The sequence below is a fragment of the Sphingomonas sp. ID1715 genome, assembly GCF_013044515.1.
GTDB lineage: Bacteria > Pseudomonadota > Alphaproteobacteria > Sphingomonadales > Sphingomonadaceae > Sphingomonas_B.
The window spans coordinates 820,373-836,408 of record NZ_JABEPR010000001.1; the positions used below are offsets into that span (position 1 = coordinate 820,373).

General features: G+C 65.2%; 16 protein-coding genes. 12 read left to right on the plus strand and 4 right to left on the minus strand.

Annotated elements, in window-relative coordinates:
• Nucleotides 1-80: 80 nt before the first annotated feature.
• From atpD to HJG53_RS03945, 4 genes are all read left to right on the plus strand, one after another.
• A complete protein-coding gene (gene atpD / locus HJG53_RS03930) occupies nucleotides 81-1,550 on the plus strand; it encodes a F0F1 ATP synthase subunit beta (protein ID WP_171127848.1) in 1,470 nt (489 codons plus the stop codon).
• A 133-nt stretch (nucleotides 1,551-1,683) separates the two neighbouring features.
• Nucleotides 1,684-1,947 carry an ATP synthase F1 subunit epsilon gene (locus tag HJG53_RS03935; protein WP_171127849.1) on the plus strand — a complete coding sequence of 88 codons (264 nt, stop codon included), beginning with the start codon at nucleotides 1,684-1,686 and terminating at the stop codon, nucleotides 1,945-1,947.
• 130 nt (nucleotides 1,948-2,077) lie between these two features.
• The gene (locus tag HJG53_RS18550; protein WP_171127850.1) at nucleotides 2,078-3,061 is read left to right on the plus strand and encodes an SGNH/GDSL hydrolase family protein; all 984 of its coding nucleotides are present in this window, start codon (nucleotides 2,078-2,080) and stop codon (nucleotides 3,059-3,061) included.
• A gap of 102 nt (nucleotides 3,062-3,163) precedes the next feature.
• Nucleotides 3,164-4,645: an ATPase, T2SS/T4P/T4SS family gene (locus tag HJG53_RS03945; protein ID WP_171127851.1), complete on the plus strand. Its 1,482-nt coding sequence runs from the start codon at nucleotides 3,164-3,166 to the stop codon at nucleotides 4,643-4,645.
• A 4-nt stretch (nucleotides 4,646-4,649) separates the two neighbouring features.
• Here HJG53_RS03945 and HJG53_RS03950 read toward each other — a convergent pair whose 3' ends face one another.
• Genes HJG53_RS03950 through HJG53_RS03960 form a run of 3 tightly spaced genes read right to left on the minus strand, consistent with a single transcriptional unit; the run spans nucleotide 4,650 to nucleotide 5,993 of the window.
• Nucleotides 4,650-5,252: a hypothetical protein gene (locus tag HJG53_RS03950; RefSeq protein WP_171127852.1), complete on the minus strand. Its 603-nt coding sequence runs from the start codon at nucleotides 5,250-5,252 to the stop codon at nucleotides 4,650-4,652.
• Entirely contained in the window at nucleotides 5,246-5,677 is a 432-nt protein-coding gene (locus HJG53_RS03955) for a hypothetical protein (protein ID WP_217352582.1), read from the minus strand. Before HJG53_RS03955 ends, HJG53_RS03950 begins: the two co-directional genes overlap by 7 nt.
• A gap of 55 nt (nucleotides 5,678-5,732) precedes the next feature.
• Nucleotides 5,733-5,993 carry a hypothetical protein gene (locus tag HJG53_RS03960; RefSeq protein ID WP_171127854.1) on the minus strand — a complete coding sequence of 87 codons (261 nt, stop codon included), beginning with the start codon at nucleotides 5,991-5,993 and terminating at the stop codon, nucleotides 5,733-5,735.
• Between the two features lie 337 nt (nucleotides 5,994-6,330).
• Here HJG53_RS03960 and HJG53_RS03965 point away from each other — a divergent pair, with 337 nt between their 5' ends.
• From HJG53_RS03965 to HJG53_RS04000, 8 genes are all read left to right on the plus strand, one after another.
• Entirely contained in the window at nucleotides 6,331-7,977 is a 1,647-nt protein-coding gene (locus HJG53_RS03965) for an acetolactate synthase large subunit (protein ID WP_171127855.1), read from the plus strand.
• Between the two features lie 53 nt (nucleotides 7,978-8,030).
• Nucleotides 8,031-8,444: an endonuclease domain-containing protein gene (locus HJG53_RS03970; protein WP_171127856.1), complete on the plus strand. Its 414-nt coding sequence runs from the start codon at nucleotides 8,031-8,033 to the stop codon at nucleotides 8,442-8,444.
• The gene (locus HJG53_RS03975; RefSeq protein ID WP_171127857.1) at nucleotides 8,441-9,904 is read left to right on the plus strand and encodes an aldehyde dehydrogenase family protein; all 1,464 of its coding nucleotides are present in this window, start codon (nucleotides 8,441-8,443) and stop codon (nucleotides 9,902-9,904) included. Before HJG53_RS03970 ends, HJG53_RS03975 begins: the two co-directional genes overlap by 4 nt.
• A gap of 77 nt (nucleotides 9,905-9,981) precedes the next feature.
• Nucleotides 9,982-11,586, plus strand: a complete 1,605-nt coding sequence (locus HJG53_RS03980; protein WP_171127858.1) for a bifunctional diguanylate cyclase/phosphodiesterase — start codon at nucleotides 9,982-9,984, stop codon at nucleotides 11,584-11,586.
• A gap of 33 nt (nucleotides 11,587-11,619) precedes the next feature.
• A complete protein-coding gene (gene dapF / locus HJG53_RS03985; RefSeq protein ID WP_171127859.1) occupies nucleotides 11,620-12,423 on the plus strand; it encodes a diaminopimelate epimerase in 804 nt (267 codons plus the stop codon).
• Nucleotides 12,414-13,631, plus strand: coding sequence for a tRNA (N(6)-L-threonylcarbamoyladenosine(37)-C(2))-methylthiotransferase MtaB (gene mtaB, locus HJG53_RS03990; RefSeq protein WP_171128174.1), 1,218 nt, complete (start codon nucleotides 12,414-12,416; stop codon nucleotides 13,629-13,631). Before dapF ends, mtaB begins: the two co-directional genes overlap by 10 nt.
• A complete protein-coding gene (gene ftsY, locus HJG53_RS03995; protein WP_171127860.1) occupies nucleotides 13,628-14,554 on the plus strand; it encodes a signal recognition particle-docking protein FtsY in 927 nt (308 codons plus the stop codon). Before mtaB ends, ftsY begins: the two co-directional genes overlap by 4 nt.
• Nucleotides 14,555-14,682: 128 nt before the next feature.
• Entirely contained in the window at nucleotides 14,683-15,300 is a 618-nt protein-coding gene (locus tag HJG53_RS04000; RefSeq protein ID WP_171127861.1) for a septation protein A, read from the plus strand.
• 68 nt (nucleotides 15,301-15,368) lie between these two features.
• Here HJG53_RS04000 and HJG53_RS04005 read toward each other — a convergent pair whose 3' ends face one another.
• Nucleotides 15,369-16,007 (minus strand): superoxide dismutase, encoded by a 639-nt coding sequence (locus tag HJG53_RS04005; RefSeq protein WP_171127862.1) that lies wholly within the window; start codon nucleotides 16,005-16,007, stop codon nucleotides 15,369-15,371.
• Between the last annotated feature and the right edge of the window lie 29 nt (nucleotides 16,008-16,036).

Below are 16,036 nucleotides of genomic sequence, written 5' to 3' on the forward strand. Positions count from 1 at the left end.
CCCCGGCGAAGGCCGGGGCCCAGCGGGCATGGACCCCGGCCTTCGCCGGGGAACAAAGGATAAGGCAAGGAAGACGCGAAATGCTTGAGCCCCAGACCCTCGAACGCTCCGCCGCGACCGGCCAGACCGGCCGCATCGCCCAGGTCATCGGCGCCGTCGTCGACGTGTCGTTCGACAGCCACCTGCCCGCCATTCTCTCGGCGCTCGAGACCGAGAATAATGGCCAGCGGCTGGTGCTCGAAGTGGCGCAGCATCTGGGCGAGAACACGGTCCGCACGATCGCGATGGATTCGACCGAAGGCCTGACCCGCGGCCAGCCCGTGCGCGACACGGGCTCGCAGATCCGCGTGCCGGTCGGCCCCAAGACGCTCGGCCGCATCATGAACGTCGTCGGGGAGCCGATCGACGAGCGTGGCCCGATCGGCCACACCGACACCGCGCCCATCCACGCCGAAGCGCCGGTGTTCGTCGACCAGTCGACCGAGAACGCCATTCTGGTCACCGGCATCAAGGTCATCGACCTGCTCGCGCCCTACGCCAAGGGCGGCAAGATCGGCCTGTTCGGCGGCGCCGGCGTCGGTAAGACCGTGCTCATCCAGGAACTGATCAACAACATCGCCAAGGGTCATGGCGGCACGTCCGTGTTCGCCGGCGTCGGCGAGCGGACCCGCGAGGGCAACGACCTTTATCACGAGTTCCTCGACGCGGGCGTCATCGCGAAGGACGCTGAGGGCAATGCGACCTCTGAAGGGTCGAAGGTCGCGCTGGTCTATGGCCAGATGAACGAGCCGCCGGGCGCCCGCGCCCGCGTCGCGCTGTCGGGTCTGACGATCGCCGAATATTTCCGCGACGTCGAAGGGCAGGACGTGCTGTTCTTCGTCGATAACATCTTCCGCTTCACCCAGGCGGGTTCGGAAGTGTCCGCGCTCCTGGGCCGCATTCCTTCGGCCGTGGGCTATCAGCCGACGCTCGCGACCGACATGGGCGCGCTGCAGGAGCGGATCACCTCGACCAACAAAGGTTCGATCACTTCGGTACAGGCCATCTACGTGCCCGCCGACGACTTGACCGACCCGGCGCCGGCGACCTCCTTCGCCCACTTGGACGCCACGACCGTGCTCAGCCGCGCCATTTCGGAGCTGGGCATCTACCCGGCCGTCGATCCGCTCGACTCGACCAGCCGCGTGCTTGAGCCGCGCACGGTGGGCCAGGAGCATTACGAGACCGCCCGCGCCGTCCAGTCGATCCTGCAGCGCTACAAGAGTCTGCAGGACATCATCGCCATCCTGGGCATGGACGAGCTGTCGGAAGAAGATAAGCTGGTCGTCGCCCGCGCGCGCAAGATCCAGCGCTTCCTGTCGCAGCCCTTCCACGTCGCCGAAGTCTTCACCAACATCCCGGGCAAGTTCGTCGCGCTCGAGGACACGGTAAAGTCGTTCAAGGCGGTGGTCGACGGCGAATATGACCACCTGCCCGAGGCTGCCTTCTATATGGTCGGCGGCATCGACGAGGCGGTCGAAAAGGCCAAGAAGCTCGCCGAGAACGCGTAACCGCCAAAGCCCCTCCCCTTCAGGGGAGGGGTTGGGGTGGGGCAAAGTCGGCGGGTAGTCTCCGACCGTGTCGCCACTCCGGACACCCCCACCCCAACCCCTCCCCTGAAGGGGAGGGGCTAGGAAAAAGCCGATGCCCCTGCACTTCGAACTCGTGACTCCCGAAAAGCTCGTCCGCTCCGAGGACGTGTATATGGTGACCGTGCCCGGCACCGAGGGCGACTTCGGCGTGCTGCAGGGCCATGCGCCGCTGGTTTCGACGCTGCGTGACGGCGAGCTGCTGGTGGTGCCCTCCCAGGGTGCCGCCCCGACCGCGATTCGGGTGACCGGCGGCTTTGCCGAGGTAAGCGAGAGCGGCCTGACGATCCTCGCCGAGCAGGTCGGGACCGCGGCCTGAACGCCTGCCGCTACGGCGCCGTAGCGTCATCGCGGAGGCGATTAAGTCTATGAAATGACTCGTTTTCTGCCGTTGGCAGCAGCCGCGGCGGGCGTTAACCATCGCCTCCCAAAAAAGGAGAGGATGGGTCATGCACAAGACAATCGGGCTCGTATTTGCTGCGGCTACCCTGGCGGCTGCCGCACCGGCGCACACGGCGACTGGCAACCCCAACAACTACAGCGCGCTCTACGTCTTCGGCGACAGCCTGGTCGATGCGGGTAACATCTCCGCCCTGACACGCGGTGCCACGCCGAACGCTTCGCTCGGCTATTTCAACGGGCGCTTCACCAACGGCTATAACTATGTCGATTACATCAACTATCAGCTGTTCGGCAGCGGGACCAAGGCGTCGCTGACGGGCGGCAACAACTTCGCATTCGGCGGTGCGCGGATCGTCACTGACGCGAAGGATGCGATCCCGGACATCAATCCGCAGATCGGCGCCTATGTCGCGGCGAAGGGCCCGGTGGCCGATCCGAACGCGCTCTATATCCTGAACGCCGGCGGCAACGACATTTTCGCGCTCGGCCGCTTTGCCGGCGGCGATCCGACCCAGTTGCTGCCCTTCACCAACCCAGCCGACTATATCAACGCGATCGTGAACCAGTATGTCGGCGCGGTGCAGACGCTGAACAGCCTCGGCGCGCGCAACATCCTGATCACCGGCATCCCGAACGCGACAGTGCCGCTGGCCGTGCAGATCGACGCCCAGCTACAGGCCGCACTGAACGGGCTCACGCTCGCGCCGGGCACCGAGCTTTACCGGTTCAGCTATATCGACTTCTTCAACCGCGTTGCGACCGATCCCGGCTCGCTCGGGCTGCCGGCGCTGCGCACCGACAAGAGCTGCATCGAGCTGCGCGCCCAGGCGACCGGCTGCGCCGGCATCTTCTCGTTCGACGGCACCCACCCGACGGCGGCGGTGCAGAGCGCGCTGTTCCGGGATATCGTCCGCCAGTTCGGCGTGTCCGGCGTGCCGGAACCGGCCAACTGGGGGCTGATGATCGCGGGCTTCGCCCTGGCCGGCGTAGCGGTCAGGCGTCGGAGCGCAGGGCCGGCGCTAGCCGCCTGAAGCGAGCATGGAGTGGCGGGCCATCTGCGCCCGCCGCTCCGCCGATTAGCACTCTGTCAAAGTTTCGCGCCTATTCACCTCGCCCGAGGAGTAGGCGTAGCAATGAGCGCATTCGGCAAGCGTGGCGGTATCGGCAGCAATGGTGCGCGCCCGACCTTCGGTGTCGCGCGCCCGATGCAGGCGAGCCCGATCCCCGTCCGCGAGCCAGCGCCCGAACCTTTCGCCGAAGCGGAACCGGTCGCGCCGCCGCTCGATGCGATGGCACGCCTGGCCGAGCGCCAGGCGGCGTCGGGCGAGGCCGGCAGCTCCAAGCTCGAAGGCTTTGAGTCTTCCGTTCACAAGATCAAGGAGCAGGTGCTCCCCCGCCTGCTCGAACGCGTCGATCCCGAGGCCGCCGCGTCGCTCAGCAAGGACGAGCTGGCCGAGGAATTCTCGCCGATCATCGGCGAGGTGCTCGCCGAGCTGAAGATCACGCTCAACCGGCGCGAGCAGTTCGCGCTCGAAAAGGTGCTGATCGACGAGCTGCTCGGCCTCGGGCCGCTCGAGGAATTGCTGGCCGACCCGGACGTGTCCGACATCATGGTCAATGGCCCGCAGCAGACCTATATCGAGCGAAAGGGCAAGCTCGAGATCGCCGGCATCCAGTTTCGCGACGAAGAGCATCTGTTCCAGATCGCGCAGCGCATCGTGAACCAGGTCGGCCGCCGCGTCGACCAGACCACGCCGCTTGCCGACGCGCGCCTGAAAGACGGCAGCCGCGTCAACGTGATCGTGCCACCACTGTCGCTGCGCGGCACCGCCATCTCGATCCGCAAATTCTCCGCCAAGCCGATCACGCTCGACATGATGGCGAAGTTCGGGTCGATGTCCGAAAAGATGGCGACGGCGCTGAAGATCGCAGGCGCGAGCCGCTTCAACATCGTCATCTCCGGCGGTACCGGCTCGGGCAAGACCACGATGCTCAATGCCTTGTCGAAGATGATCGACCCGGGCGAGCGCGTCATCACGATCGAAGACGCGGCCGAGCTTCGTCTGCAGCAGCCGCACTGGCTGCCGCTCGAAACCCGCCCGGCCAACCTTGAAGGACAGGGCGCGATCACGATCCGCGACCTGGTCATCAACGCGCTGCGTATGCGCCCGGACCGCATCATCCTCGGCGAAATCCGCGGCGCCGAGTGCTTCGACATGCTCGCGGCCATGAACACCGGCCACGACGGCTCGATGTGTACGCTTCACTCCAACTCTCCACGCGAATGCCTGGCGCGTATGGAGAACATGGTGATGATGTCGGACATCAAGGTGCCGAAGGAAGCCATCAGCCGTCAGATCGCCGACTCCGTCGACCTGATCGTGCAGGTGAAGCGCCTGCGCGACGGTTCCCGCCGCGTTACCAACGTCACCGAAGTGATCGGCATGGAAGGCCCGGTGATCGTCACCCAGGAGCTGTTCAAGTTCGAGTATCTGGACGAATCCGCCGACGGCAAGATCATCGGCGAATATCGCTCCTCGGGTCTCCGCCCCTACACGCTCGACAAGGCCAAGCAGTTCGGCTTCGACCAGGCTTTCCTGGAAGCCTGCCTCTAAGGCTTCAATCGAAGATCCATTCGAGGATTGCGGACGTCACGCAGAAGCCGGTGCCGAACACGGCACCTGCCGCAGCGCCGACCCCTGCGCCCGCGCCTGCGCCAGCCGGAGTCATCGTGCCGAAGCCGCCGATGACCGCGCCGGCACCGCCGGCGGCGCCGGCGAAATCGGAAATACAGCCGATCACTTCCGGCGCCCCCATCGCGACGGCGCCTCCGGCCGGACCCGGAGCGGCAAAGCCGTCCAGGTCGAGCTGATGCATCGGTCCAAGGTCCTGCAGCGCGCGCGCCAGCGACGGCACCTCGCTGGCGCCTTGGCCTTCACTCCCCTTTTGCTGCCTGGGATCGGGCAAGGCGATCCGCTCGGGCGCCTTGCCATTGACGCTCAGCCGGTAGCTGTCCGGATCGGCGCTGCACCGGTCTTTGCCGCTCAAGCTCCAACTCAGACGAACCGATTCGCCTGCATCGGGCAGAGCGAGCGCGAAGAAGCGGTGCTTGCCGTCTCCCTTGGTGTCTTCGCCGAGCGACACATGCAGCTGGCGGCCGTCGCGCAATTCGATCACGGCGGCGCTGGTCTGGCGGACGGCGCGTGCCCTTGGCTTCAACATGCGAAGGCTCCCTGGCTCGGAGGGGTCATGGCTGCCTGATAGGCGCGCGTTTCGTTCATGCTTTGAGTGACGATTTGCGGGCAGCGCAGGCACGCGGCCTTGCCTTCCTGCGCCCACCAGCGGCATTGCCCCCTGATGCTGCAGGCGGGCGGCCGGGCGACCGCGGGATCGAGCAGGCTGACGATCCGCCTCACCAACGTGCAGTCCGCGCCGTCATAGTGACGGCAGGCATTGCCGCCGCACGGGGCGGAAGTCCGCGCGACTTCTTCGAGCGTGACGGGCGCGGCGGCGCGCTTCAGGTCTTCGGTAACCGGAACCGGTTCGGCCAGATAGGCGACCCTCGGGCGGTCGGCGTCACCGCCGACCAGGCCAAAGGCCCGCGCGCCGGCAGCATCGGCCGACGCGCTGGGACACAGCGCATCCATTGGATTTCTCCTGTTGGAGGAAAAAGGGCCGGCCATGCCGGCCCCTCCCCGTCAGCTAGAAGGGCTGCTGATCCTTGATCGTGCCGGGATCGAAGGGTCCCCCGCCCGGACCGAATGGCCCGTCGCCGATGATCCAGCCCGCCCAGATCCACGGCCGCCAGTCGATCACGCCGCCGGCGCCGGGGCGCTTGCGCGCTTCGATCGCCCGCAGGATGCCGCCGGACAGCGCCGTGCTGAAGTCGGCCACGGTAATGGCCTCGGCCCGGCTCAAGTCCTCACGCTGTACTTTCGCTGCTTCGATGCTCTCGTTCATCATACTAGGCTCCTGATTCGAGCAAGCGAGCACACTTCCGCGAGTTGCGAAGCAATAGCCCGCAAGCTTGTTTACGCCGATGTCAGTTGCCAGTGTCCGATCGTTTGCTTCTCAAGTGAACTAAACCACTTGGCCGGACATCTACCCGAAGCGACTCGACTATACGTGACTTCACCTATGTTGGCAATCATCGCCGATCCGAGACGGCCCTTCTGGAAGCCGTAAACGCCCTAGCCTCCCCCTTCGCGACACGATAAGCCTGCGCCGCGACACGGGAATCGGCAAAGCCGGAGCCGTGCGCACGGGGCGCGCGCACCAGTTTTCCGCGACGGGGGGAATAATGACCAAGGCTTCCGACCTCTTCATCCAGTGTCTCGAAGAGGAGGGTGTCGAGTATATCTTCGGCGTGCCCGGCGAAGAGAATCTCGACATGCTCGACAGCCTGTCGCGCTCGACTAAAATCAAGTTGATCCTCACCCGCCACGAACAGGGCGCCGGCTTCATGGCCGCGACCTATGGCCGCCACACGGGCAAGACCGGCGTGTGCATGGCGACGCTCGGGCCCGGCGCGACCAATTTTGTCACGGCCGCCGCCTATGCGCAGCTGGGCGGCATGCCGATCCTGATGGTCACGGGCCAGAAGCCGATCAAGAAGTCCAAGCAGGGCCGCTTCCAAATCCTCGACGTGGTCGACATGATGCGACCGATCACCAAATTCACCCACCAGCTTGCCAGCGCCGACAACATCCCGAGCCGCATTCGCGAGGCGATCCGCCTGGCCGAGGAGGAAAAGCCAGGCGCGACCCACCTCGAATTCCCGGAGGACGTGGCCGACGAGCATACGGAGATGACGCCGATTACGCCCAGCTATGTGCGGCGTCCGCTGGCCGAGGCGAAGGCGGTGCGCGAGGCGGTCAGGAAGCTTGAGGCGGCCAAGGCTCCGATCCTGGTGATCGGCGCCGGCGCCAACCGCAAGGTGACCGGCCGCATGCTGCTGCAGCTGGTCGACAAGACCGGCATTCCCTTCGTCACCACCCAGCTCGGCAAGGGCGTGATCGACGAGACGCATTCGAGGTTCGTCGGCTGCGCGGCGCTATCGGCCGGCGACTATGTCCACCGCGCGATCGAAGCAGCGGACGTGATCGTCAATATCGGCCACGACGTAATCGAAAAGCCGCCCTTCTTCATGCAGCGTGGCGGAGCCGAGGTGATCCACATCTCGACCCGTTCGGCGGAGGTCGATCCGGTCTATTTCCCGCAAGTCGAAGTGATCGGCGACATCGGCAACGCGATCTGGCAGATCAAGGAAGACATCGTACCTTCGGGCAAGTGGAGTTTCGACGACATGCTCCGCTTCCGGAAAGCGGAGGTCGAGCACACCGCCAGCCTCGATGGCGACGCGCGCTTCCCGATCTTCCCGCCCTACCTGGTCCGAAAGATCCGCGAGGCCATGCCCGCCGATGGCATCATCTGTCTCGACAATGGCGTCTACAAAATCTGGTTCGCCCGCAACTATCCGGCGCGCCAGCAGAACACCGTGCTTCTCGACAATGCTCTGGCGACGATGGGTGCGGGCCTGCCCTCCGCTATGGCCTCGGCCATGGTCTATCCCGACCGCAAGGTAATGGCGATCTGCGGCGACGGCGGCTTCATGATGAACAGCCAGGAGATGGAGACTGCGGTCCGCCTCGGGCTCAACATCACGGTGCTGATCTTGAACGACAACAGCTACGGCATGATCCGCTGGAAGCAGGCCAATATGGGCTTCAAGGATTGGGGCCTGACCTATGGCAACCCGGATTTCGTCAAATATGCCGAGAGCTATGGCGCCAGGGGCCACCGAGTCGAAAGCGCCGAGCATCTGCCGGCGCTGCTGAAGGAGTGCCTGGATACGCCGGGCGTCCACCTGATCGATTGCCCGGTCGACTATAGCCAAAACGATCAAATTCTGAACGTTGACATCAAGCAGCTGAGCAAGGCGCTGTAGGGAACTAAGCCCCTCCCCTTCAGGGGAGGGGTTGGGGTGGGGCAGGATCAAACATGCTGACACTTCAGGAACTTCACCGTCGCGCAGCCGAGATGCGCCGCAATCCGACAGAGCCGGAGAAGCGGTTCTGGCGGCACGTGTCGAACTCGCAACTTGGCGGCTTCAAGTTCAGGCGTCAGCAGGTGATCGGGTCGTTCATCGTGGACTTTTTCTGCCCCTCTCGAGGGCTCATCGTGGAGATCGACGGTGACACTCATGATCAACCATATGACGCGCGGCGAGACGCCTTCATGCTCAAACAAGAGTTCCGCACAGCGCGCTTCACCAACCTTGATGTGATGCAGAACATTGCCGGCGTACTCCAGTTGACATCCGACACGCTGCAAGAGCTTCCACTACGTACCAGGTGGGCACTGCCCCACCCCAACCCCTCCCCTGAAGGGGAGGGGCTTAGGACTATGCCATGACCAAACTCAAAGACACCTACCCTCTCTATCTCGCGAATGAGGCCTGGTCCGGCAATGCCGACTTGGAGGTCACCGACAAGTTCACCGGCGAAGTGGCGTTTCGCGTCGCGATGGCGCGGCCTGAGCAGATCGAGGCCGGCATTGCCGCTGCCGTCGAAGCGGCCGAGCCGATGGCGCGCATGGCCTCCTATGAGCGGCAGGACGTGCTCAATCACTGCGTCACCCGCTTCCGGGAGCGGTTCGACGAACTCGCCTATGCGCTCTGCGTCGAGGCCGGCAAACCGATCAAGGATGCCGAGGGCGAAGTCACCCGCCTGATCGATACCTTCCGCATTGCCGCCGAGGAGGCAGTGCGGATGACGGGCGAGGTCCAGCCGCTCGACATCAGCCCGCGCGCGAAAGGCTATCAGGGCATCTGGAAGCGCGTGCCGATCGGCCCCTGCTCCTTCATCTCGCCCTTCAACTTCCCGCTGAACCTCGCCGCGCACAAGATCGCCCCGGCGATCGCGGTCGGTTGCCCGTTCGTGATGAAGCCGGCGAGCCGCACGCCGCTCGGCGCGATCATCATGGGCGAAGTGCTCGCCGAGACGAACCTGCCGAAGGGCGCCTTCTCGATCCTCCCCGCCCATCGCGACGGCGCGGACATGTTCACCGAGGACGACCGGCTGAAGCTCCTCAGCTTCACCGGCTCGCCGGGCGTGGGCTGGGACCTGAAGGCCAAGGCCGGCAAGAAGAAGGTGGTGCTGGAACTGGGCGGCAATGCCGCGGTGGTCATCGACCGCGACGCGGATCTGGATGATGCGGTCGAGCGCACCGTGTTCGGCGCCTTCTATCAATCCGGGCAGAGCTGCATCGGCGTGCAGCGCATCGTCGTGCATGACGAGGTGTATGAGGGATTCAGGGACAAGCTGGTCGCCAAGACCGAGACGCTGATCGCCGGCAATCCGCACGACCGCGATACCTTTGTCGGCCCGATGATCGACGTGAAGGAAGCCGAGCGGCTCGATCGCTGGATTCAGGAAGCTGTGAGCAGGGGCGCGAAACTGCTGTGCGGCGGCAAGCGCGACGGCGCGATGCTCGAAGCGACCCTGCTCGAAGAGGTCGCCTCCGACACCAAGCTCAACCGCGAGGAAGCGTTTGGACCGGTCGCCTTTTTCGAGCGCTTCTCCACCTGGGACGAGGCGCTCTCGATCGTCAACGACTCGAAGTTCGGTCTCCAGGCCGGCATCTTCACCCGCGACATCTTCAAGGTGCTCGACGCCTGGGATCATCTCGATGTTGGCGGCGTGGTGGTGAACGACGTGCCCAGCTACCGGGTCGACAACATGCCGTATGGCGGCGTGAAGGACTCCGGGCTTGGCCGCGAAGGCGTGCGCTTTGCGATGGAGGATATGACCGAGATCCGGAACCTCGTCATCCGGCGCGGGCCGGCCACGCCGCCGAAGCAGATGGGCGAGTAACCGCACCATCCGCTCAACCTTTCAGTAAGGTCGCCGTTTAACCCTTCTTCCATTCCGCGCTGGCACAAGCCTGAGCCATGCGGAACGTGACGGACGGACAAGCGCAGCGCGACCTCATCCTGGTGGGCGTCACCATCGCGGCTGCGATCCTGCTTATCGGGTCGGCCGGATCCGCTTTGTCGGTCGGCTTTCGGGCGCTGGGCGGCCAGGCCGTGCTCAACCAGGCGCTGAGCGTCTCCGCCATCCTCAACATCGCGCTGCTGCTGTTCAGCTGGCGCCGCTATGCCGAGTTCCGGTCCGAATCCGGCCGCCGCGAAGAAGCGGAGCGGCGGCTGGCCAAGCTGTCGCGGCAGGACAGCCTGACGGGTCTGCTCAACCGCTCGGCCTTTTTCGAGATCGGTGGAGCGCGGCTGCGCAAGGCCCGGAACCGCGGCAAGGGCGCAGCCCTGCTGCTGCTCGACCTTGATCACTTCAAGGCGGTCAACGACGTCAACGGCCATCCGATCGGCGATACCACGCTGCAGATGGTGGCGGCGCTGATCGAGGCCAATCTGCCCGATGGTGCGGTCGCAGGGCGGCTCGGTGCCGACGAGTTCGGGGTGCTGATGCTGTCGGCGCATGCCGCCGGCGAAGCGGACCTGCTGGCGGAAAAGCTGGTGACGGAGCTTGGCCGGCGGCTGGTCGTCGGCGGCGCCGCCGTTCACACCGGCGCCTCCATCGGTCTCGCCAGCATCGAGAGCGAGAGCGATACGCTCGACCAGCTCATGCGCCGCGCCGATATTGCCATGTTCGCGGCGAAGCATGCCGGGCGCAATCGGCAATGCTGGTTCGATCAGTCGATGGAGCGCGAGCTCCACATGCGCAACGCGATCGAGAACGGCATCCGCGACGGCATACCGCTCGGCCAGTTCGTGCCCTTTTACGAACAGCAGATCGATCTTGCGACCGGCAAACTGCAGGGCTTCGAGATGCTGGCGCGCTGGGAGCACCCGACCCGGGGCATCATCGCGCCCGACGTGTTCATCCCGATCGCCGAGGAGTGCGGCCTGATCGCCGACCTGTCGATGTCGGTCATGCGCCAGGCGCTGGAAGAAGCGAAGAACTGGGACCCGTCGCTGACGCTGTCGGTCAACATCGCGCCGGCACAGCTCCGCGACCCCTGGTTCGCGCACAAGATCGTCAAGCTGCTGGTGGAGACGGGCTTCCCCGCCAATCGCCTGGAAATCGAGATCACCGAACGGTCGCTCGCCGAGAATATGGGCGTGGCGCAGTCGGTGGTCGGCAGTCTCAAGAACCAGGGCGTCCGCCTTGCGCTGGACGATTTCGGCACCGGCTATTCGTCGCTGTCGAACCTGCGCGCCTTGCCCTTCGACCGAGTGAAGATCGACCGCAGCTTCGTGACGACACTCAGCAGCAACGCGGAAAGCGCGGCGATCGTCAACGCGATCACTCGGCTGAGCGACAGCCTCGGCCTGCCGGTCACCGCCGAGGGCGTCGAGACGCCGGAGATCGAAGCGCAGCTGAAGTCGCTCGGCTGCTTTCACGGCCAGGGGTGGCATTTCGGCAAGCCGATGGACGTCGGCCAGGTCCGTGCCATGCTCGCCCAGCGCAACTTGCTGCCGGTGCGCCGTCTGGCAGCTCCGGCGGGTGAGCGGGTCCGGGAGCTCCGCCGCCAGGCATAGACTTGGGGCTATCGCGACCCTAAGTCGCGCGCGATGCGTTTCGCGTTCCACAAGATGCACGGGCTCGGCAACGACTTCGTCGTGATCGATGCGCGCGGCGAGCGCATCGCGATCACACGCGACCGCGCCCGCGCCATTGCCGATCGTCACACCGGCATTGGCTGTGACCAGCTGATCCTGCTCGAGCCGAGCGAAACGGCCGACCTCCGCATGCGCATCTTCAACGCCGATGGCGGCGAGGTCGAACAATGCGGAAATGCGCTCCGCTGCGTTGCCGAGCTGACACGCGCCGAGCGGATCGAGACGGCCGGCGGCGTCGTGGCAGCCATGACCGAAGGTGCGTCGATCACCATCGACATGGGCGCGCCGCGCTTCGAATGGGACCGCATTCCCCTCGCCTACCCGCTCGACACGGCCGATGTGCCGGCCGCCTGGGACGCGCTCGAACATGGCAGCGCCGTCAATGTCGGCAATCCGCACATCATTTTCTTCGTCGCCGATCTGGATGCGGTGTCGCTCGACGAACTCGGCCCCCGGATCGAGCATGATCCGCTCTTTCCCGATCGCGTGAACGTCAATGTCGCGCAGGTCACCGGCTCCTCGGCACTGCGGCTGCGCGTGTGGGAGCGCGGCGCCGGGCTCACCCGCGCCTGCGGCACGGGTGCTTGCGCCAGCGCCGTGGCGGCGATCCGGCGCGGGCTCGTCCGCTCCCCGGTGGCCGTCAGCCTGCCGGGCGGCGAGCTCGACATTGCCTGGTCGCCCGGCGGGACAATCCGCATGAGCGGCTCCGCCACGCACGTCTTCGTGGGCGAAGCGGAGCTGGAGGCATTCGGGTGAGCAAAGTCATCACGCTCGGCTGCCGCCTCAACATCGCCGAAAGCGACGCAATCCGCGCGATGTTGCCGGACGACGACCTGGTCGTGGTCAACAGCTGCGCGGTCACCGAGGAAGCCGTCCGCCAGACGCGCCGCGCGATCCGCCGCGCCAAGCGGGAGCGGCCCGACGCCCGGGTGGTCGTTACCGGCTGCGCAGTCGAGGTGGAGCCGGCTATGTTCGCGGCCATGCCGGAGGTGGCGGGCGTTGTTGCAAACACCGCCAAGCTCGATCCCAGCTCCTTTTCTCCGTTCGCTTCGAGCGAAGTCGAGAAGCGCATCTCGACTTCGCTTGACACGGACGGACGGAACTCGAGCCACGCCCGCGGCTTTGTCGAAGTGCAGAATGGCTGCGACCATAGCTGCACCTTCTGCATCATCCCGCAAGGCCGCGGCCCCAGCCGGTCGCTCCCCGCGGGCGCGGTGATCGATCGCGTGAAGGCGGTTGTCGATGGCGGTGCCGGAGAAGTGGTGCTCACCGGCGTCGACGTGACCAGCTATGGCGACCTGGCCGGTGACAGTCTGGGCCTGCTTGTCGAGCGTATCCTGAAGGCCGTGCCCCACCTGCCGCGGCTGCGCCTCTCCTCGCTAGACCCTGTCGAGATCGACGAACGACTATTCGCCCTGATCGTCGGCGAGCCCCGGGTGATGCCGCATCTGCACTTCTCGTTGCAGGCGGGCGACGACATGATCCTGAAGCGGATGAAGCGCCGGCACCTGCGCACGGACGCCATCGACCTGGTGCAGCGCATCAAGGCGGCGCGGCCGGAGATTGCGATCGGTGCCGACCTGATCGCCGGCTTCCCGACCGAGACCGAAGCCATGTTCGCCAACAGCCTCGCGATCGTCGAGGCATGCGACATCGTCTTCGGCCATATCTTTCCTTACTCACCGCGCCGCGGAACCCCGGCGGCGCGCATGCCCCAGGTCGAGCCGGAAGTCGTGCGCGCGCGGGCGCGACGCTTACGCGAGGCATGTGCCGAGCGGCAGGCCGCCTGGCTCGACAGGCTGAACGGCAGCGAACAGCGATTGCTGGTCGAGCTGGATGGCCGCACCGGTCACGCCGAGAATTTCGCCAAGATTGCAGTGGAGAGCCGTTTGCCGCCTCGTTCGATCCAGTCCGTCCGGATCACAGCCCGTCGCGGCGACACGCTGATCGGAGTGCCGGCATGAGCGACGCGCGCTGGCATGACAAGTTGTTGGGTGGCTTTCGCCGCACATCCGATCGGCTGACGGAAAATCTGACCGGCCTGTTCACCAAATCGGCGCTCGACCGCGAGACGCTGGACGAGGTCGAGGATGCGCTGATCGCGTCCGACCTGGGGCCTGCCACCGCCGCACGCATTCGCGAGCGGCTGTCGGAGGGCCGCTACGAGCGCGGGCTTTCCGATCATGAGCTGCGCGAAATCGTGGCCGAGGAGATCGAGAAGGTCCTGACCCCGGTCGCCGAACCGCTCGAGGTCGACGCCTTTCCGCGCCCGCAGGTGATCCTCGTCATCGGCGTCAACGGCTCGGGCAAGACCACGACGATCGCCAAGCTCGCCCGACTGTTCCTGGAACAGGATTATGGCGTGATGCTCGCCGCCGGCGATACCTTCCGCGCGGCGGCGATCGAGCAGCTACGGATTTGGGCGGATCGGATCGGCGTGCCGATCATGGCCGGACCCGAGGGCGGCGATGCGGCGGGCATCGTGTGGGACGCGGTCAAGCAGGCGACGGCGACCGGCATCGACGTGCTGATCGTCGACACGGCCGGCCGCCTGCAAAACAAGCGCGAACTGATGGACGAACTCGCCAAGATCCGGCGCGTGCTCGGGCGGCTCAATCCCGAAGCGCCGCACGACGTCGTGCTCGTGCTCGATGCGACGACCGGCCAGAACGCGCTCAGCCAGATCGAAGTGTTCAAGGAAGTGGCGGGCGTCACCGGTCTGGTTATGACCAAGCTGGATGGCACCGCGCGCGGCGGCGTGCTGGTGGCGGCGGCGGAGAAGTTCCGCATGCCGATCCACGCGATCGGCGTCGGTGAAGGCATGGACGATTTGCGGCCGTTCGACGCGCGCGAAGTGGCACGGATGATTGCGGGTATTGGGGAGTGATCCTTCGAGACGCCGTTTCGCCAAGCTCAACGGCTCCTCAGGATGAGCGGCGTGTTATATTCACGCTCATCCTGAGGAGGGGCTGAGCTTGGCGAAGACCCGTCTCGAAGGACAGTTTAGGATGTTCTGTGAATAGCTCTCTGAAACCCCGCGAACTCTCGCCCGGCCTGCGCATGGCGATCGATTTCGGGCCGCTCGCCGTCTTCTTCCTGGTCAACACGCTCGCGCATGGCCCGAAGCTGATGAAGGTGATGATGGCGACCACGGCCTTCATGGTCGCGACCGCCATCGCCATGATCACCAGCCGGGTGAAGGCCGGGCGCATCTCGCCAATGCTATGGATTTCGGGCGCGCTGGTGCTGTTCTTCGGCGGGCTCACGCTCTGGTTTCGCGACGACACCTTCATCAAGATGAAGCCGACCATCGTCTACGCGATGTTCGCCGTCATCCTCGGCTATGGCCTCGCCTCGGGCAAGCCGCTGCTCAAGATGCTGCTGGAAACCGCCTATCCGGGCCTGAACGACACCGGCTGGCGCAAGCTGACGATCAACTGGGTCGGCTTCTTCCTCTTCATGGCGGTGCTGAACGAAGCCGTCTGGCGCAATGCGAGCTGGGATTTTTGGGTGGGCTTCAAGCTGTGGGGTGCGGTACCGCTGACCCTTCTGTTCGCAATCCTGAACATTCCGATGCTCATGAAGCACGGCCTGAGCGACGGGAAAGAGGCGCCGCTGCCGCCTGAGGGTTAGCTTACACCGCTTGTTTCGAGCGAAGTCGAGAAACCTGCTTCTCGACTTCGCTCGAAGCGAACGGATCATCAAGCCATTGCGTGACTCGGCTCCTGGTCCGCACGCTCGACGCCGCGCCCGTCTAGGTTCTGCCCGACGAACTCCCAATTGATCGCCCGTTTGAGCAGCGCGTCGACATAGTCGGCGCGGGCATTGCGATAGTCGATGTAATAGGCGTGCTCCCACACATCGATGGTGAGCAACGGCGTCATGCCTTCATAGGCAACCGGCGTGTCGCCGTCATGCAGGGAGGTGATCTTGAGATCACCGCGGTCCAGCACCAGCCAGCCCCAGCCGCTGGCGAAATGACCGACCGACTCGGCCTTTAGCCTGTCCAGCATCGCATCGACCGAGCCGAACGCGTCTCCGATCTTCTGCTTGAGCATACCGGTCGGCTGCTGCTGCTCGGGGCTGAGGCATTGCCAGTAGAAGCTGTGATTCCACAGCTGGCCGGAGTTGTTGAACAGCCCCTGATTGCCGCGCTCGCGCGCCGCCTTGATGACGTCCGACAGGCGACGATCCTCCAGTCCCGCCTCGGCCGCCTGCTTGTTGGTGTTAGTCACATAGGTGCGGTGATGCTTGCCCCAGTGATAGTCGAAGGTTTCGGCGGAAATGATGTCGCCGAAGGCGTTGGCGTCATAAGGCAGCGGCGGCAGTTCGAAGGCCATGTCTTATCTCCAGGGTTGGGGTTCGGGTC